Here is a 21,678-nt window from a genome sequence, read left to right as displayed (position 1 = left end):
CTAGTCTGGTCTACTCAGGACGAACGGATGCAACCAATTTAATTGCCCTGCCGTCGTTTCGCCATCCCATCCGTCATCGAAATGGCCTGGGCCGTTTCCGCGCCGTTAGCCGCATCGGGCGTAGCTGCCGGCGGCTGCCAGGGGCCGATCGCTTCGATATGCCAGCGGCGCTGTTCCGGCGTCGATCCGGGGACGTCATCGACCCGGCGCAACACGACCTGCCGCAGCACATGCCAGGGATGGCCGTTGGCGGCGATGCGGCCATAGACCTGCACCGGCACCGTCACATAGGTCGATCCCGCCGTCCCTTCCGGTTCGGACGGCGCACCGACATTGGCATGGATTTCGCCAAAGCCGCGGAAGCGCGCGGCAAAATGCGCGTCATCCTGCGATCCGATCGCGCCGGCCGGATTCCACAGATCCTGCGCATCCTCGAACCGCTTTTCTTCCAGCAGACCATAATAGCCCTGCACCACCTGCGCCGCGCCCTGCGCGCTGTCGGGATCGATCGATCCTTCTGCGATCGGGGCGGGATCGACGGGCAGACCACCCGGCGTGCCGGGGGCGGGGGGATTAAGCGGCTCCATCACCGCCATCGCTTCGCTGCGGACGTTATTTTCCACCTGCGCCGCATTGGCACCATTGGCGATATTGTCGATCGCGCTTTCCTCCCGCCCGTCGCAGGCCGCGACGAGCAGGAGGCAGAGCAGGGCGGCGGTCTTCGTCGCTGTCCGCATCAGTTCGGGCGGACCCGTGCTGCCGGTTCACGTCCACGTCCGCCACCACCCCAATCGCGCTGCGGGCGCGGCTGGCTCACCTGCGGCCGGGTCTGGGGCTGGCGCAGGCCCGGTTGGGGCGTGGGCCGTGCGCCGTCGGGCCGGTTGCCGCCATTGCCGCGCCACTGGTTACGGTCGCGACCCTGGCCGTCATTCTGACCCCGGCCCCAATTGCCGCCATTTTCGTTCCCTTGGGGCGGACGCGGCGGCCGGGTGGCGTTGCCATTGCCCGGACGAGGATCGCGATCGCGCCAATTGCCGTGGCGGTTGCCGTCCCGATCCCGATCCCGGCCATCGCGATCCCGGCCGCGCCAGCGACCATCGTCGCCGCGCTCGGCCCGGCGGCCTTCCCAATAGCGGCGCTGGCCGTCATTCCAGCGATGGCGTCGGCCGCCACGGTCATAGATATAATAGCCGCTGCCCGGATAGTAGAAATTGTCGTACCAGCCGCCATAGCCGCCAGGCTGGTAATAGCCCGACTGCCCATAATAGCCGTCGTCATAATAGCCGCCATTGCCATAATAGCCGCTACCCACGCTTACGCCGCCATAGCCATAGCCGTCATCATAGGCGCAACCACCCAGGGCCAGTGCGCTTGCAAGTCCGATTACTGCCAGGAACCGATGTCGGATGCCCGTCATCGCCTTTCTCCTCATCTCCATCTGATACCTTGCGTAACGCGGCCCGGTTGAATTGGTTGTGAATGGATTATCCTTTCTGAGCCAGCGTTTATCGCAGGTTCAGAAAAGTCGGCTTTCGTTCATCGGGGCGACAGAAAGCGTGTTCTTTCCGCCACATAATCGCCTTTCGACCGGCTTTTGTAGATTATGCAGGAAACCTTCCGGCCGGTCCGGTCATTCTTCCCGTGTCGATCGCAGCCGCTTTGAGCGCCGCGTCGGCCCGGCGGGTCCACACCGCCGCTCAACAAATCCACAATAGACAAAGGGTCACTCCCATGAAGACACTGCTTTTTTCGGCAGCCGCCGCCGCGTTCCTGTTGCCCGCCGCCGCCATCGCGCAGGATGACGCCGGTTCGTCCACCCGCCGCATCGAACCTTATGTCGGCGTGATGGGCGGCGTGCATAATTATGACAGCGAAACCAGCAAGGAAGGCATCCCGCCGGTCGGCTATAAGGGCCGCATGGTCGAAGGCGTGGCGGGCGTGAACGTCAATGTCGCAGGGCCGCTGGTCCTGGGTGTCGAGGGCACCGCGTCCAAGGGCGTGTCGGGCGATATCGACTGGGAATATGGCGCGGCAGGCCGCGTCGGCGTGAAAGCGGGCAAGGACAGCATGATCTTCACCAAGGTCGGATATCAGTGGACCAATTTCGACGCCCTGGGCAAGGATAGCCGCGACTATCACGGCATGACCTATGGCGCGGGCGTTGAACTGTCGCCCGCTGACATGGGCGGTTCGGCCCAGAGCAGCAATATCCGCCTGCGCGTGCAGGCCGACACGACCGGCGATTTCCATTCGATCCGCCCGATGGCGGGCGTCGTCGCGAAATTCTAATCGCCACTATTCAAGCATAGGCGGGGCGGGCCGATACGGCTCGCCCCGTCTTAAACTCAGCTTCCGAACGGAAGTTGGGGTGCGGAACGGCTTCCTTGGACTGTAGCCGTTCCGCATTCCTGCCTGTCAGGCCAGCGCATTCAGGTCAGCGCGTTCAGGCCAGTGCCTTCAGCCGCGTCCCGATAGCGCGCAGGTCTTCGACAAAGCGAGCCTGTTCCTCCGCCCGGCGATCCTTGTCCGGCAGGCGCAGCAAATAGCTCGGATGCACCGTCACCCAACCTTCCGCACCGCCCGCCAGCGCAATCGCCTGACCCCTCGTCCGGCTGATCGTCACCGCATTGCCCAGCATCGCGCGAGCCGCCGACGCGCCCAGCGCAACGATGACGCGCGGTCGGACCAGGTCGATCTCCTGGCTCAGCCACCATCGACACGCCTCGATCTCGCCCGCATCAGGCGATTGATGCAGGCGGCGCTTCCCGCGCCGCTCGAACTTGAAATGCTTCACCGCATTGGTGACGTAAGCGCGCGATCGGTCGACGCCCGCATCCGCCAGCGCCTGGTCGAACAACTGCCCCGCCGGTCCGACGAACGGCCGCCCGGCCAGATCCTCCTGATCGCCCGGCTGTTCGCCGATGAAGAGCAGGGGCGCGTCGAGCGGGCCTTCGCCAAAGACCGTCTGGGTGGCGTCCCGGTGCAGCGGGCAGCGGGTGCAGGTCATCGCCTCGTTGCGGATGGCTGCCCAGACGGTCGCGCTATTGCCCTGTCTTTTGGGCGGCGCCTTTTCCGGCAGCGGCGCGGTCGCGATCATGGCTGCTTCGCGCGCCTGCGCGCCGGCGACAAGCGCGGGGATGAGCGCGGCTTCGGGCAGGTTGCGCCAATATTTCTTGGGCATTTCGGACAGCATGGCCCCGGTCTTGAGCCGGGCCGGGTTGAAGATCGCGGCATAATAGCCCTTCCACATCTCCTCGACCGGGTCGTCGGCGGGCGCGTCACCGCGACTGGCGCCCGGCCCTTCGGCCAGGACGTCGCCATCCCAGTGGATGCTGACCTCCGGCGTCAGGATCGACCAGCGCATCGACGCGAAGCGGCGCAGGAAAAAGCCCGCGTTGGCGCGGACGATATGATGATCGGGTTCGAACCAGGCGATAAAGCGCGGGCCTGCGTCGTCTTCCAGCGCGCGAAACCGCACGAAGGCGCGCATCTTGTGGATGTCGCGGCGTACAGCCTTGGCCAGCATATCGACCCGGCGCAGTAGTGGATCGGCCTTGTCCTCCATCAGCCCCGGTCGATCGCGCAACCGGCGCAGCAGCGCATAGAGCAGGGCGAAGCGTTCGGGATCGCTGTGCAGGATCGCGCTTTGGGCCAGATCGACAAAGGCGCGGGCCACGGAAAAGCCTGAGCTGGGTCGGTCAGGGGGCAGGGGCGCGTCGCCGAACAGATCGCCCCCTGCATCCCCCACCTGCCAGACGATATTGGCGGTATCGACGCCCTGCATCGCCAGCCGCCGCGCCGCCGCCCGCCAGCCGTCGAAATCGTCCGGGGTGGTCAGCGCGACCCGGTATATGGTCGGCGACCTCATCGGCTGTTTCCATCCGACAAGGTGATGGCACCGCTCATACCAAGGTGCATTGATTTAAGATGCGTTGATAGCAACCGATAGCGTGTTGGACCCCGGCCCTCGCCGGGGAACCCGTTATGAACCAGCATCATCGCGTTCTGATATCAATCTTCGGCTTGCGCGCGCTCCAGCTCGGCGGGCTTGCGCTTGGCGAACAGCTTGCCCAGCTTGTCCTCTTCGTCCGCCGTCAGTTCCTTGGCGGCGTCGGGGAACATCTCCTCCTCTTCCTCCTCGATATGGTGGAGGTAGCGTTTCTTCATTTCGGCGAATTTCTTGCGCCACGCCTCGCCATTGAATTTCAGCTCGTCCAGCTCTTCGAGATAATCGTCGATTTCCTTGTGCTCGGATACGCTGTGCTGCGCATCCTCGCGCAGGTCCGGGCGGGCCAGCATGGTGGCGTAGAGGGTTTCCTCCTCCGCGGCGGCATGGGCAGACACTTCCACCTTGAACTGGTCGAACAGCTTTTCCAGCTGCTTTTCGTCCTTCGCGGCGTCCGCTATCTTGGCGAACAGCGCGCGATGGGTGTCGTGATCCTGCTTCAGGCGGTCGAAAATATTGGCGTCGGCCATGGTTGGTCCTCCTCTTCCGAGGACAGACAACGACAGGCGGAGCAATTGGCTCCCGCCAAAAAGCCGACCGATATTTAGCCGAACAGAAAGCGGAAGATGATTGCGACCGGAACCCAGAGCAAGGCACCCAGCAGGCTGGCGGCCCAGAGTTGCACCACATCGCGGCGGAAGCGCACGGCAAGGCCGCTGTCCGGCAGGCCGCCCCGTTCCAGCATCTGCCAGCGCCGTTCCAGCCCGCGCGCGGCCACGGCATAGCCGCCGATCGCAACGATGACGCCCAGATGCAGGACGAGCGAGCCGCCCGTTTTGGCGACGATGCCGATCTGGAGCAGGCAGAAGACCACCAGCGCCGCGGCCAGATGCGTGCTGATCCGCTTCGCAAAACCCTTGCGCTGATGTGTATGATTGCCGAGCGTCGTCGCCAAAGCCCAGAACTCCTTGCTTGACCCTGACGACAGAATTTCACGAGTCGCAGCCTCAATCAACCCGAAATCCGCGTTCAGGCGAACAAATCGAGCTGCCGTGCGGGCGGGGCGACCCGCGCGCGAAGGTCGGCGCTGTCGATCAGCGCCAAGGGCCGCCAGTCGGACGCGATCAGGAACGGGCGCAATTTCTTGATCGATGTCGTCAGGCGCGCGACATCGTCCAGCCGCAGGCGGCGATGGCGGCGGCTCATCAGGATGCGGTCCACCGCCTTCACCCCCAGTCCCGGCACCCGCAGCAATGCCTCGCGCGGGGCGCGGTTGACGTCGACGGGAAAGGTGGCGCGATGGTTGAGCGCCCAGGCCAGCTTGGGATCGATATCGAGCGGCAGGCAACCCGTCGCCGCATCGGTCGCCGCGGCGATTTCGCTGGCATCATAGCCATAGAAACGGATCATCCAGTCGGACTGATAGAGCCGATGTTCGCGCAGCAATGGCGGGCGCTTGAGCGGCAGCACCGCGCTGGGCGAAGGAATGGGGGAGAAGGCGCTGTAATAGACGCGGCGCAGCTTGTGCCGGTCATAGAGGCTGCTGGCCCGCGCGATGATCGCCCGGTCGTCGGCCGCGTCCGCGCCGACGATCATCTGGGTCGATTGACCCGCGGGCGCAAAGCGCGGCGCGCTCTTATATTTGCGGCGGGCGTCCTGCCCATCCTCCATGTCGCTGCGCAGCCGGCTCATCGCCCCTTCGATCCGCACCCCGTCCTTTTCCGGGGCGAGGCGCTTGAGCCCGCTTTCGGTCGGCAGCTCGACATTGATCGACAGCCGGTCGGCATGAAGCCCCGCCTGGTGGATCAGCGCCGGGTCGGCGTCGGGTATCGTCTTCAAATGGATATAGCCGCGGAAATGATGATCTTCACGCAGGGACCGCGCCACTTCGACCATCTGTTCCATCGTATAGTCGGACGAGCGGATGATGCCCGACGAGAGGAACAGCCCCTCGATATAATTGCGGCGATAGAAGCTCAATGTCAGGTCCACCACCTCCTGCGCGGTGAAGCGCGCGCGGCGGACATCGCTCGACCGGCGGTTGATGCAATAATGGCAGTCGAAGATGCAACTGTTAGTCAGCAAAATCTTGAGCAGCGAAATACAGCGGCCGTCGGGCGCATAGGCGTGGCAGATGCCCATGCCCTCGGTCGATCCAATCCCCTTGCCCCCGCGGCTGTCGCGCTTGGTGGTGCCGGACGAGGCGCAGGACGCATCATATTTGGCCGCATCGGCGAGGATTTCGAGTTTCGAACGGGTGGAAAGCTGGGCCATATCGTTCCTGATATGTTCGCGTGATGCGCTTGTCCATGATTTCGATCAACTCTGGTCCAAGGGACAGGGGCGGCAGGGGATGGGGCAACAGGGGTGGCGCGGGGAGCCAACCATGCTATGCGCGTCGCCATGCAAAGCACCGGTTCCGTCGACGTCGACGGCTTCACATATGAATGGGAATTGCGGCGCGAGCCGCAGTGGAGTGATATCGACGGCTGGAAGGGCATGGCCATCGCGCTGTTGCAGAAGGATATGCAGCGCGGGGCGTTGCTGGAATTTCCCCCGCCCAAGCGCCTGCTCAAGGGGTTGCAGCGCGGCCGGCTACAAATCAACGATGCGATGATCGCGCGGGGCATCCGCGCCGCGTTGGAGGCGGGCTGGGAACCCGGATCGCGTGGCAAGCCGATGGTGTTCACGGTCGACGCCGAAGGCAACTGATCGCCAACCGGCGCTATCTGCCATTGCTTGCGGCTCGGCCTGCATCGTTCGTTATACGAAATGGCGAAGCGAACAGGGAGACAGGCGAATGGACAGGCGCGCATTTCTGGGCCGAGGCATGGGCGGCATGGCGGCGCTGTCGCTGGCGAGCGCGGGCCGCACGGCCAGTCTCGATACCCTGCCGCCGCCGATCCGGGCGACCCCCGATCGCCTGTTTCGCGTCACCGCCTGCCTGCGCCCCTTTCGCGCCGCCGGGCCGCGGATCGAGGTGGAGCGGGTCGGGTCCAAGCGGGTCGTCCATAATTACGGCCATGGCGGCAGCGGCTGGTCGCTGTCCTGGGGATCGGCGCAGGTCGCGGTCGGCATGGCGCTGGCGGACGGGGTGCGCGACGTCGCGGTGATAGGTGCGGGCGCGCTGGGCCTGACCGCCGCGCTGACCGCCCAGCGCGCCGGGGCGGATGTCACCATCTACGCCAAGGAGCAATTCCCCTATGTCCGCTCCGCCCGCGCGACCGGCAGCTGGACGCCTGACAGCCGCATCGCCATGCAAAACGCGGTCGATCCGGGCTTCGGCGACAGGTGGGAAGCGATGGCCCGCGCGGCCTTCACCATGCACCAGAGCTATCTCGGCCTGCCCGGCGACCCGGTCGAATGGACCGACCGCTACATGCTGTCGGACACGCCTTTCGGGGCAGCGGAGCCGAAAGCGCCGACGACCGATCATCCCGACGATTTCCTCCGCCTCGAACAGCGGCTGGCCGACATCACCCCGCGCTCGGTCGAGCTGGCCCCCGGCACCCATCCCTTCCGCCCGACTTATGCCCGGCGCGGTAGCGGCCTGACCTTCAACGTCGCCGACCTTGCGCATCAGCTGATGGCCGATTTCCGGCTGGCGGGGGGCAAGGTCGTGCCGATGGAACTGCACGAACCCCAGGACGTCATGAAGCTGCGCCAGAAATCGATCATCAACTGCACCGGCTATGGTGCCCGCGCGTTGTGGCGGGACGAGAGCATCGTGCCAGTGCGCGGCCAGATCGCCTGGCTGATCCCGCAGGCGGGCGCGACCTACGGCGTCTATTACGGCACGCTGTCGATGCTCGCCCGGCGCGATGGCATCGTCGTGCAGGAGGTCGGGGTGGACGAATGGTTCGGCTATAATGACGCCAACGAGGAGCCGGATTACCCCGCAGCGCACGCGTCGGTGCGGCAACTCGCGCAATTCTGGGCGGACGGCAAAGGCGCGTAGGGCCACAAGAAATCCCTTCCCGCTTGCGTTCACCTGAGGCACGCGACTCTGGTCAAGGGCAGCGAGACTTGCGCGCGTAGCGCGGTAGTCGCAGCCGGGTGGGTTGTCGCAGCCCCAAGCCCCTCTCTTGCCATTCCACCCTCGCGCCGCCATCACCGCCTCATGACATGGCAATTCTGGATCGACCGCGGCGGCACCTTTACCGATGTGGTGGCGCGCGCGCCGGATGGGCGGCTGCACACCGCCAAATTGCTGTCGAGCGATCCGGAACGCTATGCAGACGCGGCGGTCGAAGCCGTGCGCCGGCTGACTGGCGCGCATGATGGGCCGATCCCGCCCTGTGCCCTGCGCATCGGCACCACCATCGCCACCAATGCGCTGCTGGAGCGCAAGGGCGAGCCGGTGCTGCTGGCGATCACGCGCGGTTTTCGCGACGCGATCCGCATCGGTACGCAGGAACGGCCGGACCTGTTCGCGCGCCGCATCCGCCTGCCCGATCCGCTCCATGCCGATGTGATCGAGATTGACGAGCGGCTGATGGCCGACGGCACGGTGCGCGTGGCGCTGGACGAAGGCGCGGCGCGGGCCGCGTTGCAGGGGGGCTATGACCGGGGGCTGCGCGCTGTCGCGATCGTGCTGATGCATGGCTATCGCTATCCTGCGCACGAAGCGGCGCTGGCGCGGATCGCGGCCGATATCGGTTTCACCCAGATCAGCGCCGGCCATGACGTCGCCCCGCTCATCAAGCTGATCGGGCGCGGCGACACGACGCTGGCCGACGCCTATCTCTCGCCGGTGCTGCGCACCTATGTCGATGGCTTGCGCGATGCGCTGGGGGCAAGCGCCGACATGCTCTTCATGCAGTCGAGCGGTGGCCTAACCGACGGGGCGCTGTTCCGGGGCAAGGATGCGGTGTTGTCCGGCCCGGCCGGCGGCATCGTCGGCCTGGCGCGGACGGCGGAGCAGGCGGGCTTCGCGCAAGTCATCGGCTTCGACATGGGCGGCACATCGACCGATGTGTCGCATTATGCGGGGACATATGAGCGCGACAATGAGGCGCGGGTGGCTGGCGTTCGCCTGCGCGCGCCGATGATGCGCATCCACACCATAGCGGCGGGCGGCGGCTCCATCTGTTCCTTCGTGGACGGCCGTTTCCGCGTCGGCCCGGAAAGCGCGGGCGCGGTGCCCGGCCCGGCCTGCTACCGGCGCGGCGGGCCGCTGACGATCACCGACTGCAACGTCATGCTGGGCAAGATCCAGCCCGATCATTTCCCCGCCCTGTTCGGCCCGAATGGCGACCAGCCGCTCGACGTGGAGGCGGTGGAGGCGCGCTTCGCCACCCTCTGCGCGCAGGTAGAGGCCGAAAGCGGCCGCGCCATGACCCCCCGCGACGCCGCGCAGGGCTTCATCGCCGTTGCCGTCGCCAGCATGGCCAATGCGATCAAGCGCATATCGGTCGCGCGCGGTCATGATGTCGCGCGCTATACGCTGGCGAGCTTCGGCGGGGCGGGCGGGCAACATGCCTGCCTGGTCGCCGACGCGCTGGGGATGGACCGGGTGATGATCCATCCGCTGGGCGGCGTGCTGTCCGCCTATGGCATGGGACTGGCCGATCGGCGCGCGGTGCGGGAGCGGACGATCGCGCTGCCCTTAAGGGAAAATGGACCAGGCGACGATGGGCTGGAGGTGGCGATCGCCGATCTGGCCGCCGACGCCCGCGCCGATCTGCCGCAGGCCGACCGGATCGAAACGCTGCTGCGGCTGCGCTATGACGGCACCGACAGCCTGTTCGACGTGCCGCTGGGGGAGGTGAACGCCATGCGCGCCGATTTCCTGGCCCAGCATAAGGCGCGTTTCGGCTTTGCGGGCAAGGGCCGCATCCTGGTCGACATGGCGCGGGTGGAGGCGATCGCGTCGGCTAACGAAGCGATGGACGGCATCGCGGCCATCGCGGCGCAGGCCGCGCCGCCGCTGGCCCATGTCGACTATGCCGGCGACACAGCGCCCGTCCACGACCGCGCCGGCCTGTCCGCCGATAGCGTCATCGACGGCCCGGCGCTCATCATCGATCCCGTCTCCACCACCGCGGTCGAACCTGGCTGGCGCGCGCAGGTCGACCGCCATGGCAACCTCATCCTCACCCGCCACATCCCGCGCGTCCGGCCGGACAGCGATGACGCTGGCGTGGTCGATCCGGTCCGGCTGGAGGTGATGGGCGGGCTGTTCATGGCGATAGCGGAGGAAATGGGCGCCGCGCTCCAGCATAGCGCCTCCTCGGTCAATATCCGCGAGCGGCTCGATTTTTCCTGCGCGCTGTTCGACGCGGCGGGCAATCTGGTCGCCAACGCCCCGCATATGCCGGTGCATCTGGGCAGCATGGGCGACAGCATCCGCACGATCATGCGCCGCCGCGGTTTGGGCGCGGACGGCGCGGCCATCGACGGGCGCGGGATGCAGCCGGGCGACGTCTATGCCCTCAACGCGCCCTATGATGGCGGCACGCATCTGCCCGATGTTACCGTCGTCATGCCGGTGTTCGTGCATGGCGACGCGCCCAGCTTCTGCGTCGCGGCGCGCGGTCATCATGCCGATATTGGCGGCATCACCCCCGGATCGATGCCGCCCGGCAGCACATCCGTCGAGGAGGAGGGCGTCGTCCTCGACAATATCCTGCTGGTCGATCGCGGCGTGTTTCGGGAAGCGGTGATCCGTGATTTGCTGGCATCGGGTCGATGGCCGGCCCGCAACATCGACCAGAATATCGCCGACCTCTCCGCCCAGATCGCCGCCTGCGCCAAGGGGGCGAACGAGCTGCGCCACATCAGTGATAGTTACGGTATCGAAACGATATCGGCCTATATGGGCCATGTACAGGACCAGGCTGAAGCCGCCGTCCGCCGCCTGATCGATCGCCTGTCCGACGGCTATTTCACCTATGCCATGGATAGCGGTGCAACTGTCCATGTCGCTGTCCATGTCGATCGCGCCGCCCGCGCCGCGACCATCGATTTCGCTGGTTCCTCCGCGCAATTGCCGGGCAATTTCAACGCCCCCGTCTCGGTCGTGCGCGCCGCCGTGCTCTATGTCGTGCGCACCCTGATCGATGAGGCGGTGCCGATGAATGACGGCTGCCTGAAGCCCATCACCATCCTCGTCCCCGAAGGATCGATGCTGCGCCCCCGCTATCCCGCCGCCGTGGTCGCGGGCAATGTCGAAACCAGCCAGGTAGTGACCGACGCGCTGTTCGGGGCGCTGGGCGTCATGGCAGGCGCGCAGGGGACGATGAACAATTTCACCTTCGGCAATGATCGCCACCAATATTATGAGACGATCGCTGGTGGCTCCGGCGCCGGTCCGAATTTCGACGGTGCCGACGTGGTGCAGACGCATATGACCAACAGCCGCCTGACCGATCCCGAAATATTGGAAACCCGCTTCCCGGTGCTGCTGGAGGCATTTTCGATCCGCGCCGGATCGGGCGGGGCGGGGCGTCACCATGGCGGCAATGGCGCGCTGCGCCGGGTGCGCTTTCTGGAGGACATGACGGCCGGTATATTGTCGAACCGCCGCATCGTGCCGCCTTTCGGCCTGGATGGCGGCGCGCCGGGGGACGTCGGGCGTAACCGGGTGGAGCGGGCCGATGGCAGCATCGAGCCGCTCGGCCCCACCGCTACGGCATCGCTGCGCGCGGGGGACGCCTTCGTCATCGAAACGCCGGGCGGCGGCGGTTTCGGAGGGGCCTGATCGCTGCTTGACAAGCGCCCCGCGCAGGTCTGTTCTGTCACAGGGGGAGTGGGGCATGACGCCGGACTCGACGACGCAGATCAGATGGGGGTTGGGGGCCGCGCTGCTCGCCTTGGGCGTGGTCGCGATCCTGGCGCTCGTGCCCGATCCCCTCTTCCGCCAGCGGGTGATCGCCACGACCTTGGACGATGTCGAAGGGGTGTCGCCGGGCGTCCAGGTCTATTTCCGCGGCGCGCCGATCGGGGCGGTGCGGTCGATCGACCTCAACCGCCAAAGCCGCACCTTCGCCGTCGCCATGGGCATCGACCGCAAATGGCAGCCGTCACCCTGTTCCTTCGCCACCGTCGCCTCGGCCAATCCGCTCACCGCGCCGCGCATCGAACTGGTGGCGCTGGAAACCGGCAGCGCCCAATGTGCCGCCGCGCGCCGCGCCTATGGCTGCGATCCGGTGCCGGGCCGGGACGCCGCCGGTGCGTTGCCCGGCTGTCGTCGCCCCGTCGACCTTTTCGAAACCGCCGCGCTCGCGATTGGGGAGGCGGCCAATGTCGCCCGCACCGCCAACGCCATGGCGCAGAAATTGTCGGGCATGTTGCAGGGTGACGGATCGGCGGTCGACATGGCGCAGGTCGCCCGCAACGCCACGCAAACGCTCGCCGCGCTCAATAGCCTGAGCACCCAGCTCGACCGCAGCTTTACGCCGGGCCGGGGCGACATCGCCCTGACCCTGTCGCATGTGCGGCAGGCGACCGGACGTGCGTCCGAAATCGACGTCGCGGCGCTGAACGGCATCTTGCGCGAAACCCGGTCGCTGGTGGCGCAGAATCAGGCCAGCATCGCCGGGTTGCTGGCGGAGGGCAAAAGCAGCGCCGGGGAAGTGCGCGGGATATTGGAGGGCGCGTCGGCCTCCCTAGTGGCGACCAGCGCCAATCTGGAACGCACCAGCAGCAGCCTGGGGGCGCTCAGCGAACGATTGGCGGGCGATCCCACCTATGCGATCCGCGGCCAGCGCTACGCCGATCCGCCGCCGCCGGGAGGAGAGAAATGAAGCCGATCGTCCTGTTGCTGCTCTGTGCGCTGCCCGCCTGCGCTGCGCTCAAGGCGGGCGATGCGCCGGTCACCATGCGGCTATCCCCGACCTTTGCGCCCAATCAGCCGATCGCCGCCCCCAGCTTCACGGTCGCGGCGGTGCAGGCGCGGGGCCTGTCGGGGGGCATGCGCTACGCCTATGTCGATGCCACAGCGCCCGGCGAAATCCATCAGGCGGCCACCTATTTCTGGGAAGAGCCGCCCGCCGACAGCCTGGCCCGTGCGCTGGTCGCCGGGCTGCGCAGCCGGTTTGCGACCGTCACCGGCCCGTCGCTGGCGCTCGCCGCCGACCGGCGCGTGGTGGCGACGCTCGACCGGTTCGAGGAAGTGAGCGCGGCGCATGGCGCGCAGGCGGTCGTTTCGTTCGACGTGACGCAGGTCGCGCAAAATCAGGCGGGAGGGGGTAAGGCGATCTGGGCCGGCCGCTATTGCGCGACCCGGCCAATTGGGTCGGCCGCCGGCACCGTCCGCGCCGCCGCCTTCCAGGGCGCGATCGAACAGGCGGTCGCCGCTTTCGTTCAGGATGTGGCGTCGGGTACCGTGACCGCCGCATCCTGCTGAATCAGGCGACCACGCTCCAGCCGATAGACTCGCTCGCACAGCTGCCCGGCGAGCGCGCGATCCTGCGTCAGCAGTAGCAGCGCCCGGCCCTGCGGCACGATCCGCCGCCGCACCTGCGCCTCCAGCATGTCGGCGCGCGCAAAGGCCCCCTCGAACGGCTCGTCCAGCACCAGTAATTCGGGATCGCGGACGAAGGCGCGGGCCAGTTCCGCGCGCCGCCGTTCGCCGATCGACAGCGCATCGGCGCGGGTCGCCGCCGACTGCTCCAGCCCATAGTCCAGCAGCAGCCGGTCGATCCGGCGCCCCGCGCGCCGATCGCTGCTGCCGATCGCCAGCCGCATATTCTCCTCGACGCTGAGGTCGCCCAGCAGCGAGCCGCCCTGCATCGCCACGCCGCAACGGGCGCGCAGCAGGCGGCGGGTGTCCGGCGCGGCGTCCTCCATCGCCGTTCCCATCAAGCGTACCGTGCCGCTGCCGGGACGGGCCAGCCCGATCGCCAGCCGCAGCAGCCAACTCTTGCCCGCGCCGCTGTCCGCCAGGATCGCGACCCGATCGCTGGCTTCGATGGCAAGGTCGACCTGATCCAAAAGCCGCGTGCCGCCCAACACCAGGCTCACCCCCTCGAACGCCAGCAGCGCGCTCATAGCAAAGCCGTCCACAGCGCCGCCGCGCTGAAGATGCCGAGCAATCCGGCGGTGAAGGCGGTGGTGGCGCGGCGGCCGATATCGGCGGGGGACCGCACCGGCTTTGCCCCCACCGCGCTGCCCACGCCAAAGGCGATCAGCGCATAGACCAGCAGCTTGGCCATGCCGGTCAGCATCGCGCCCGCCGCATCATGGGAGAAAGCGAAGCCGGACCAGAGCGGCCAGCCGACATTGGCGATCAGCGCCAGCGGGACGCCGCAGCCGATCACCGCGGCGATGCCGCCCAGCAGCATATGGATCGGCGCGGACAGCAGTACCGCGGCCAGTGCCGGCCCCAGCGCATGGGCGACCGGATCGCGCCCCAGCGCCTCCAGCGCATCGATCTCCCGGTTGAGCGCCATCGCGCCGAGCCGCGACGACAGCGCCACCGACACGCTGCCGCAGGCGAACAGGCCGACCAGCAGCGGCACGATGTCGCGCAGCAAAATCTCCGCCAGCGCGCCCAGCACCGGAATCTGGGCATTATAAAGCGCCAGCAGCCGCGCCGCGCCGATGCCCGCGATGATCCCGGCCAGCGCGGCCAGCGGCAGCAGGGTGCGCAGCGGCCGCCAGACATGCAGCGGCAGGCCGTCCGCCAATTGCCGCTGGGCCAGCGCGTCGCCCGCAATGATACGGCGGCCCATGCCGGTCGCTGCGCGCACGGTCAGCCACGCCCCCGCGCCGATCGCGGCGATCAGCTTGGGTCCGCCTTTCAGCGCGTCCATGGCGCGCGGCCGATCGCACCGTCCGGGCCGATGCGAATGGCGCGCGGATCGGGGCTGGGATCGGTCGCCAGCAGCAGATCGGTGCGCACCACGAGCGCCGTCGTGCCGCCCGCATAGATCGCGTCTGCGCCTTGGACCAGCGCCGCCGCCGCGGTCGCTTCGCCGGTCGGCAGCGGATCGAGGATCGCCTGCACATGGCCGGCCAACGCCAGTTGCACCAATTCTCCCTGCGCCTGTAGCGCGGTGAGCACATGACGCGACCAGCGATCGGCCAGATCGCCGACAAAGATAGGCGCGCGGTCGGGATATTGGGCACGCAATGCCGCCACCAAGGCGGCCGGATCGGGCGCGGCATCCTCGCCGCCCGGCAACAGCGCCACCGTCAGCGTGCGCAGCGCCCGCCGGCCCGATGCGCTGAGCAGCCGCGCCATGATCCGCACCTGCTCCCGGTCCAGATCCTTGATCGCTTCGCTGAGGTCATCATAAGGCACGATGTCGGGATGCAGCCGCCGCGCATCGTCGCGCACCGCGCCATGGGTCCACCCCTGCACCAGCTTGGCCGCCATCCAGCGATCATGTTCGGCGCGCGACAATTCCTCCAGTTCGTCGGGGGAAAGGCTGAGCGATGGGCCGCCGCCCTCCACCAGCCGCGCACCGATGTCGCGCAGTTTCAATTGATAGCAGTCGGCGACCAGCCGGTTATCGTCGCGGAAGCTTTCGGGCAGATCCTCCCATTCCTGCATCGACGCGCGCACGCCGATCCGCTCGCCTTCGGCAAAGCGACCTTCCAGATAAAAATCATGGATCGACCGGGCGAGCGCATCATGCCGGTCCTGCAACAGCATGTCGGGATCGGCGAGGTCGGCCAAGCCGCCGAACGGGAAAATCCCTGCGCCGACGCGATGGTCGTGCGCGCCCGCCATCCGCACATGGATCGGCGGGGCGGGCAGGGCGGCGGCGCGATAGCGGGCATCTACCGCCAATGCGACGGCCAGCGCGCGGTCGTCGTCGTCCAGGTCGATCAGGATCGCTACCGGCTCGCCAAGCGTCGCGACATGGGCGTCGATCAGCGGGGCGATCCGCGCCGGGTCGGGCCGCGCCTCGACAAAGCGCAGCGGCGACAGCGCGTCTGCGCCGGGACTGCGCGCGCGAAACGCCGCCTCGCCCTGCGCGGCGTCGGCCATATGGATCGCGAAGACGGGCTTGCCGCCATCACGATAATGGCCGCCCGCCAGCGTGCGCAGCACATAGCGTTCGATCAGCGGGGTAAAGCCGATCACCAGCACCCCGCGCCCCGCCTGCCCTTCGCGGCTGAATCCGTCGATCGGCCGGGCCAGCGCCAGCTGCCGCGCGGCAATGTCGGGTAGCGCCGCCAGCCGCACGCGCGCCGTCCGCCGGTCGCCATGCTCGAACCGCTGCTCGACGCTGCGCCGCAGGTCGAGGTCATCGACACGCAGGATGATGTCGATCGGGTCGCCCGCCGGGCGCACCGCCGCCGCCTGCGCCAATAGGGCGGAGGCGAGCGCGATATTGCCGCGTGCCTCGCGCGACAGCAGCAGCACCGCGCGCGCCTTGTCCAGCGCCAGCGCGGCGGCGCTCTCCTGCGCCACGCCCTGTTCCACCTCCGCCGCGCCTGCCTCCAGCGCGTCGGCGATCCAGGTCGTGCGCCGGTCCTGCGGCCACAGCAGCACGCGCCGTCCGTCGGCCAGCGCGCCGCGCGCCGCCTGTGCGGCCAGCCCGCCGCTTTCGTCGCCCGCAATCACCAGATGTTCGCCCCGCGCCCGGATCAGCGCCAGCCGCAGCGGGTTGCGCAATTGCTCCCAGGCCAAAGCCGCCGTCGACCAGAAGGTCAGCAGCGGCAGCGCCCAGCGCGCGATGTTGAGCGCCAGCGGCAGGTCGCGCCCCTCCAGCACCTGCGGAAAGCTGCCGACGATCAGCCGCATCGCGCGCATAGCGTCCTGCATGACGGTCGAGGCGATGCGGGCCTCTGCATAGGCCTGCGCGAAACCCCATGTGCCCAGCAGGAAGGCCAGGAACATCGCGCCGAAGCGCACGACCGGTGCCACCGGCGGCAAGCGCAGGCCCCCGCGGGCCTTGGGCTTACCCTTGTTCGGTTGGCCCGCCATGGCCGGGGTCAGTTGCTGGTCTGGAGCCGGACGAAGGCGGCGGCCACGCCTGCACCCTGACTGCTGTTCAGCTTGGCGCGCAACCTGGTCAGGAACTGCCGCTCGGTGCCGTTCACCACTTCGTCATCGCCGAACAGCGGCTTGGCAGAGGCGAGCGCGACGATCAGTTCGGGGCCGAAGGGCGGCGCGACCTGATAGCGTTGCGCCGCCTGGGACAGGCCGATGGTGACGCGGCGCACGCCCTTGCGGTCGGGTTCGGGATGGCCGCGATGCAACTCGACCGCGCTGCCGTCGGCCTGAAGGTAGATGATGCTGAGATAGGGCCGCGCCGCGCTCGTCGTCGCGCTGACGCCGAAAATCTCATTCTCCTTCATCACCACGGGGTCGCCGTCCCGATCCTGGCCGTCCGCAGTCAGCGCAACGATGCTGGTGCCATCGCGCGCCATCGCCGCGGCCAGGGTCAGCGCGGCCTCGCATTGCGGCCAGGGCAGGTGGCGGACGGCGACCTTCATCGCCGGATCGGCATTGGCCGCCGCCTCGCGCAATGCGGCGATGGCGTTCAGATCGCCGGAAAAGCCGGAGACGCTTTTGCCCTGCACCGACACCGCGCCGCAGGGGATTGCCGCTGCCTGATCGGCGAAGATCTGGGCATTGCTGCGCTGGGGCGGCGGTGGCGCGCCGGGCGCGGCCGGGGCGACCGGCGCTTCGAGCGAATAGGCTTCCCCGGTCAGCAGCCGGAAGGTGGCATAGTCGATCCAGGCATAGCCCTTGTCGCCCCAGATCGGCCCCCAGCTATTCATGATGCGCAGCGCCTGACGATCCTCGTCATAGCCCACGATCGCCATGGCGTGATAATTGGCCTTGTCCGGCTTTGCCACGCGGCTATAGACGCCGTCGCCGCGAAACGCCTTGAAATCGGCGGGCGCGGGCATGGCAAAGATCACCGGCGCGCCGCGGGCGAGCGCGCCCTTGACGTCGTCCAATATGATCGGCGTGCGCCAGTCGTCCTTGACCTCGCGATCGACCGCGCGCCAGTCGAGCAGGCGGAAATTGCCCGCCTTGGTTTTCAGCCCATCGGGCGCGGGGATCGCGCATTTGGTCATGTCATCGGGAAATTCGGCCAGGCTGACCGTGCCTTCATTTTTCAGCAGGGTCAGCGCCTGAACGATGCTGATCGTGCCGGTGCAGGGCGATCCTGCGGGGCGCAGCCGGTTATAGACATAGGCCGGGCTCATCTGGTCGGCCGGATTGTCCGGCTGCACAGTCTTGTCGCGAAAGTTCAGGAAGGTGCGCGCGGCATAGGTGGTCGCCCAGGCGACGCAATTGGGCTGCGGCCCCTGCGATCCGGGCGGGGGATAGGCGTTGGACAGGTCGACCTGCTTGGGCAGATAGGCGCGGAAACGTCCCTGTTTGGGCAGCTTGGCATAGTCTTCGGGAGAAACGGGCTCCGCCCCGGTCATGAACAGCGCGTCGTCGCTCTGCTGGGCCGAAATGCCTGCGCCCGAAAGCGCCAGCAGCGCAACGCTGCCCCATGTAACGAGACGACGTGTCATCACCCGTTCCTCCCGAATAGCTGTTTTAGAAACGATAGCCGATGGTCAGCGTCGCCGCGTCAAAATCGAAATCATGCGAAAAGCTGCTGGTGCCATGGGTGTAGATCAGGCCGATGCGCAGCTGTTCGGCGCGACTCTTCTGTTCCGCCTCGCGGGTGCGGATGCCCACGCTCAGCGCGGCTTCATGCACATTTTCATAGGATTGCGGATCGCCGGTCAGCTTGGTCCAGGTGTAGCTGGCGCGCATCGAACCCTGCCGCCCGCCGAACATCCGCCCCTTGAACGGCAATTGATAGGCGATGCCGTTGCGGAACGACCAGACATCCTCCTTGAAATAGAAGGGCAGCTTCTTGCCGATGCCGATGTCCGTGGTGGTGGTCCACCCGACCATATTACCGATGGTCAGGTCGCCGCGGCCGACCTGCGCGATCTTGTAGCGGCTGGTGGCCGACAGGGTCAGCACTTCGCTGCTGGCGCCGAAATAGCCATCATTGTCAGTCGCGCCGAACGCCACGCGCGGAGTGATGAGCCAGTTAGGCTGGACCGGAATTTCGACGCCGGTGGACAGCGTGCCCAGGATTGCGGTCTGGCCGTCATTGACGTGCAGGACGTTGAGGATCGGGTCGATCAGTATGCGGGCGCGGCTGCCTTCTGAAGGACGAAACGCCTTTTGATAGCGTAGTTCGTAGCGCTGGCCCTCCGTCCCCGCCGAACCCCAATAGCTGAACGCGCCGCCGATCGTGTCCGCGTCGCCCTCCATGTCGAAACCCGGCGTATCGGGATCATCGTCATAGTCGAGATCGTTGAGATTGAGCGCGGTCGTGACCGCTGTATGCTGTAGGCTGTTCGGACTGCCGATGGTCGAATAGTAAGGCGACGCCAAAGCCGCGCCCGGCACCAGCGCCGCCACCGTGGCCGCGATCAGAAACTTGTTCATCGATATTCCCCTCTTCATGCGCCGAAGTCCCACCCCCGGCGCAAACCCTCATGAAATTGTCGTCAGGACGATCCCCCGATTTCGTCCGGTTCCAGGTCGCGCACGACGCGCAAACCGGCGTCCTGCCGGCGTTTGCCGGGCGGTACGGTAAAACGATTGGCCGATCGCAGCGCATCGGGCGCGCTTTCGAACGATCCGCCACGTATGATCCGCGCGCGGCAGGATGTGTCGGTGCAACCCGACGTCCATTCCCACACATTGCCCTGCATCTGGTTCAGGCCGAAACTGTTGGCGGGATAGCTGTTCACCGCTTCGGGATAGCCGCGATAGGGCGCGGTATCCGACCCGTGATAGCGGGCGGTATGATCATAATTGGCCATCGATGGCCCGATGTCGTCGCCCCAGGGGAAGGCCGACGGCGCGCCGCCGCGGCTGGCATATTCCCATTCCTGTTCGGTCGGCAGGCGATAGGGGCGGCCCGATTGGACGGTCAGCCAGGCGACGAAGGCCTGCGCGTCCTCATAACTGATGTCGGTCGCCGGGATCAGCGGATTGGGATTGTCCTTCGACCAATTGCCCAGCTTCGTGCAGGCATTATCGCGCACGCAGGCATTCCATTCGGCGATCGTCACCTCATAGACGCCGATGGCGAAGGGCCGGTCGATCTTCATGTCGGCCTGCACCGCCTCGTCCCCGCCGCGTCCCGGTTCCGACGCAGGCGATCCGAATGGTGTCAGCCCGGCCGGGATCGCCCGCATCCAGGGGCAGTTGGCGCAATCGTAGAAACGATCGCTCGCCGCCCGGTCGCAGGAAATGAAGCAGGGCGGCGCGCCTTGCAGGCCATAGTCGAAGGTCGGCTTCTGGAAATTCTTGCCCGACGACAGCGCCACACGGTCCGACACGCGCTTGAGCGCATCGGCGATATTTTGCTGCGGGCGGCGGATTTCCTCGGCCAGCACCTTGGAAAAGATGCCGTCGTCGAAGGCGACCTGGTCGGCGCTGGTGGAAAAGGCCACCAGATAGCCCTGATCCGGCCGGATCGCGGCGGCGGGCGCGCGGACCATGCGGCGCAGTCCTTTGCTGCCTGCCAATTCGCCCACCGCGCTGGCTTCGGTGCCGGTTTCCGCGGCGATCATCTGGGTCAGCGACGGCGGCGGCGCAGGCAGGACGTTGCGACACATGTCGAGCACGATCAGTACCGTCTTCGCGCCCGATCCCAGCAGATTATGGGTCAGCGCCGCACGGGTCAGCGTCGCACTTTCGGGCGTGAGGTCGCGGCCGGCATCGACCGGCAGCAGCATGACGTCGCCATAGCTGCCCAGCGCCGCGCCATGGCCGGAAAAATAGAGGGTGCCGAACGCCTTGGGACCGGCGGCGGCCAGCTTCGCCCGGAAATCGGCGACCGCCTGCAACATCGCGTCGCGCGAAAGGTCGCGCCGCACCTGCACCGGGCCGTCCCCGCTGGCGTCGGTGAAGCCGGTGGCGTTGAGCGCGGTCGCGACCTTGTCGCCGTCCGCATAGGTGGAACCGAGCTTGTCGAAGGCCTGATAGGCGCCGTTGACGATCACCAGCGCCAGTCGGGGTTCTTCCGCCGCGCGCGCGGGACCGGCCAACGCCAACAACGTCAGCGCCCAGACGGCGGCCAGCGCGCGGATCAGGCCGCGCCCGCCCTCTCGCCCGCGCCCCGGATGTGGACGGCTCATTTTGTCGCCTTGCGCGGCGCGAACTCGACCTGGGTCACAACCTGGTCGACCGCGTCGACATGCAGCACCGCGTCGTAGCGGCGCGCGGCCTTATAGGGTTCGGCCGGGCCGCCGCCGAACAGCTTGGCGAAGAAGCCGCCAAAGCCGCGCCCCTTCTGGCAATAGGGCGCGACGCTGACCGTGCCGCCGCTTTGCTTGACCTCATTGAGCCAAGCGCCCAGCGGCAACGGCGCTTCATTGTCGGCGGGATAGGGCGTGTCGAGATCGACCACCACCGGGCGGCCACGGCGCAGCTTGCCCTTCAACGCACCATCGAAGCGCGCGGGATCGGTAAAGCGCAGCGTCGGCTTGGCCACGGGACGGTCGCAGGCCTTGAGTACGGGCGCGGAGACCGGTGCAGCGGCGACGGGCGCAGCGGCGACCGGCACCTTCCGGCCGGGGGCGGCGACGGGGGCGGGAGGGATGGCATGGACTGCCTGTTGTTGTGGTGCTTGTGGCTCTTGTGCAACAGGCTTGGGCGCGGGCGGTTCCGGCGGCAATATGCGTACGCCACGGCCCGCTGCGCCTTCCGTAGGGGCCTCTTCGGGCGGCGGACCGTTATCCGCCTGCGCCAGAGCGTTTGCTGCTCCGCCTGCAAAAAGCATAAAGGAAGCAAC

General features: G+C 67.3%; 19 protein-coding genes. 6 read left to right on the top strand and 13 right to left on the bottom strand.

Features of this window, described 5'->3' with window-relative positions; genetic code table 11:
• Positions 1-38: 38 nt before the first annotated feature.
• Both HHL08_RS13390 and HHL08_RS13385 read right to left on the bottom strand, forming a co-directional pair.
• On the bottom strand, positions 39-737 hold the full coding sequence (locus HHL08_RS13390) for a hypothetical protein (protein WP_169573649.1): 699 nt from the start codon (positions 735-737) through the stop codon (positions 39-41).
• Positions 737-1,417 (bottom strand): peptidase, encoded by a 681-nt coding sequence (locus HHL08_RS13385; RefSeq protein WP_169573648.1) that lies wholly within the window; start codon positions 1,415-1,417, stop codon positions 737-739. The genes HHL08_RS13390 and HHL08_RS13385 overlap by 1 nt, the downstream gene beginning before the upstream one ends.
• A 314-nt stretch (positions 1,418-1,731) precedes the next feature.
• On the opposite strand from HHL08_RS13385, the gene HHL08_RS13380 reads away from it, so the two are divergent.
• The gene (locus tag HHL08_RS13380; protein WP_169573647.1) at positions 1,732-2,289 is read left to right on the top strand and encodes an outer membrane protein; all 558 of its coding nucleotides are present in this window, start codon (positions 1,732-1,734) and stop codon (positions 2,287-2,289) included.
• Positions 2,290-2,443: 154 nt separating this feature from the next.
• Here the strand turns inward: HHL08_RS13380 and HHL08_RS13375 are convergent, their stop codons facing one another.
• From HHL08_RS13375 to HHL08_RS13360, 4 genes are all read right to left on the bottom strand, one after another.
• A complete protein-coding gene (locus HHL08_RS13375) occupies positions 2,444-3,853 on the bottom strand; it encodes a UdgX family uracil-DNA binding protein (protein WP_169573670.1) in 1,410 nt (469 codons plus the stop codon).
• Between the two features lie 158 nt (positions 3,854-4,011).
• Positions 4,012-4,476, bottom strand: coding sequence for a hemerythrin domain-containing protein (locus tag HHL08_RS13370; RefSeq protein ID WP_169573646.1), 465 nt, complete (start codon positions 4,474-4,476; stop codon positions 4,012-4,014).
• Positions 4,477-4,550: 74 nt separating this feature from the next.
• Positions 4,551-4,901, bottom strand: a complete 351-nt coding sequence (locus HHL08_RS13365; RefSeq protein ID WP_169573645.1) for a hypothetical protein — start codon at positions 4,899-4,901, stop codon at positions 4,551-4,553.
• A 74-nt stretch (positions 4,902-4,975) separates the two neighbouring features.
• On the bottom strand, positions 4,976-6,220 hold the full coding sequence (locus HHL08_RS13360) for a putative DNA modification/repair radical SAM protein (RefSeq protein ID WP_169573644.1): 1,245 nt from the start codon (positions 6,218-6,220) through the stop codon (positions 4,976-4,978).
• A 129-nt stretch (positions 6,221-6,349) separates the two neighbouring features.
• Here HHL08_RS13360 and HHL08_RS13355 point away from each other — a divergent pair, with 129 nt between their 5' ends.
• The 5 genes from HHL08_RS13355 to HHL08_RS13335 all read left to right on the top strand — a co-directional run bounded on the left by HHL08_RS13355 (position 6,350) and on the right by HHL08_RS13335 (position 13,295).
• Entirely contained in the window at positions 6,350-6,658 is a 309-nt protein-coding gene (locus tag HHL08_RS13355; protein ID WP_408021779.1) for a hypothetical protein, read from the top strand.
• Between the two features lie 88 nt (positions 6,659-6,746).
• Positions 6,747-7,904: an FAD-dependent oxidoreductase gene (locus tag HHL08_RS13350; RefSeq protein WP_169573642.1), complete on the top strand. Its 1,158-nt coding sequence runs from the start codon at positions 6,747-6,749 to the stop codon at positions 7,902-7,904.
• 162 nt (positions 7,905-8,066) lie between these two features.
• Entirely contained in the window at positions 8,067-11,648 is a 3,582-nt protein-coding gene (locus HHL08_RS13345) for a hydantoinase B/oxoprolinase family protein (protein WP_169573641.1), read from the top strand.
• A gap of 55 nt (positions 11,649-11,703) precedes the next feature.
• Complete coding sequence (locus HHL08_RS13340) at positions 11,704-12,693, top strand: MlaD family protein (RefSeq protein ID WP_169573640.1); 990 nt, start codon at positions 11,704-11,706, stop codon at positions 12,691-12,693.
• Positions 12,690-13,295, top strand: a complete 606-nt coding sequence (locus tag HHL08_RS13335) for an ABC-type transport auxiliary lipoprotein family protein (protein ID WP_169573639.1) — start codon at positions 12,690-12,692, stop codon at positions 13,293-13,295. The genes HHL08_RS13340 and HHL08_RS13335 overlap by 4 nt, the downstream gene beginning before the upstream one ends.
• On the opposite strand, the gene HHL08_RS13330 is transcribed toward HHL08_RS13335, so the two are convergent.
• The 7 genes from HHL08_RS13330 to HHL08_RS25340 all read right to left on the bottom strand — a co-directional run bounded on the left by HHL08_RS13330 (position 13,253) and on the right by HHL08_RS25340 (position 21,666).
• Positions 13,253-13,939, bottom strand: coding sequence for an ATP-binding cassette domain-containing protein (locus HHL08_RS13330; protein WP_169573638.1), 687 nt, complete (start codon positions 13,937-13,939; stop codon positions 13,253-13,255). The two genes, HHL08_RS13335 and HHL08_RS13330, sit on opposite strands and share 43 nt — an antisense overlap.
• Positions 13,936-14,703: an ABC transporter permease gene (locus HHL08_RS13325; protein WP_169573637.1), complete on the bottom strand. Its 768-nt coding sequence runs from the start codon at positions 14,701-14,703 to the stop codon at positions 13,936-13,938. Before HHL08_RS13325 ends, HHL08_RS13330 begins: the two co-directional genes overlap by 4 nt.
• Positions 14,691-16,829, bottom strand: a complete 2,139-nt coding sequence (locus HHL08_RS13320; RefSeq protein ID WP_169573636.1) for a RyR domain-containing protein — start codon at positions 16,827-16,829, stop codon at positions 14,691-14,693. The genes HHL08_RS13325 and HHL08_RS13320 overlap by 13 nt, the downstream gene beginning before the upstream one ends.
• Positions 16,830-16,837: 8 nt before the next feature.
• On the bottom strand, positions 16,838-18,382 hold the full coding sequence (locus HHL08_RS13315) for a C1 family peptidase (protein ID WP_169573635.1): 1,545 nt from the start codon (positions 18,380-18,382) through the stop codon (positions 16,838-16,840).
• Between the two features lie 25 nt (positions 18,383-18,407).
• Positions 18,408-19,319, bottom strand: a complete 912-nt coding sequence (locus tag HHL08_RS13310) for a hypothetical protein (RefSeq protein WP_169573634.1) — start codon at positions 19,317-19,319, stop codon at positions 18,408-18,410.
• A gap of 62 nt (positions 19,320-19,381) precedes the next feature.
• Positions 19,382-21,022 carry an SUMF1/EgtB/PvdO family nonheme iron enzyme gene (locus tag HHL08_RS13305; protein WP_169573633.1) on the bottom strand — a complete coding sequence of 547 codons (1,641 nt, stop codon included), beginning with the start codon at positions 21,020-21,022 and terminating at the stop codon, positions 19,382-19,384.
• The gene (locus HHL08_RS25340; protein WP_206377870.1) at positions 21,019-21,666 is read right to left on the bottom strand and encodes a hypothetical protein; all 648 of its coding nucleotides are present in this window, start codon (positions 21,664-21,666) and stop codon (positions 21,019-21,021) included. The genes HHL08_RS13305 and HHL08_RS25340 overlap by 4 nt, the downstream gene beginning before the upstream one ends.
• Positions 21,667-21,678: the final 12 nt, after the last annotated feature.

This window comes from Sphingobium psychrophilum (assembly GCF_012927105.1).
In the GTDB taxonomy this organism is placed as follows: Bacteria; Pseudomonadota; Alphaproteobacteria; order Sphingomonadales; family Sphingomonadaceae; genus Sphingobium; species Sphingobium psychrophilum.
The sequence above is the reverse complement of the archived record's forward strand: the minus strand, read 5'-3'. Positions and strand labels throughout refer to the sequence as shown.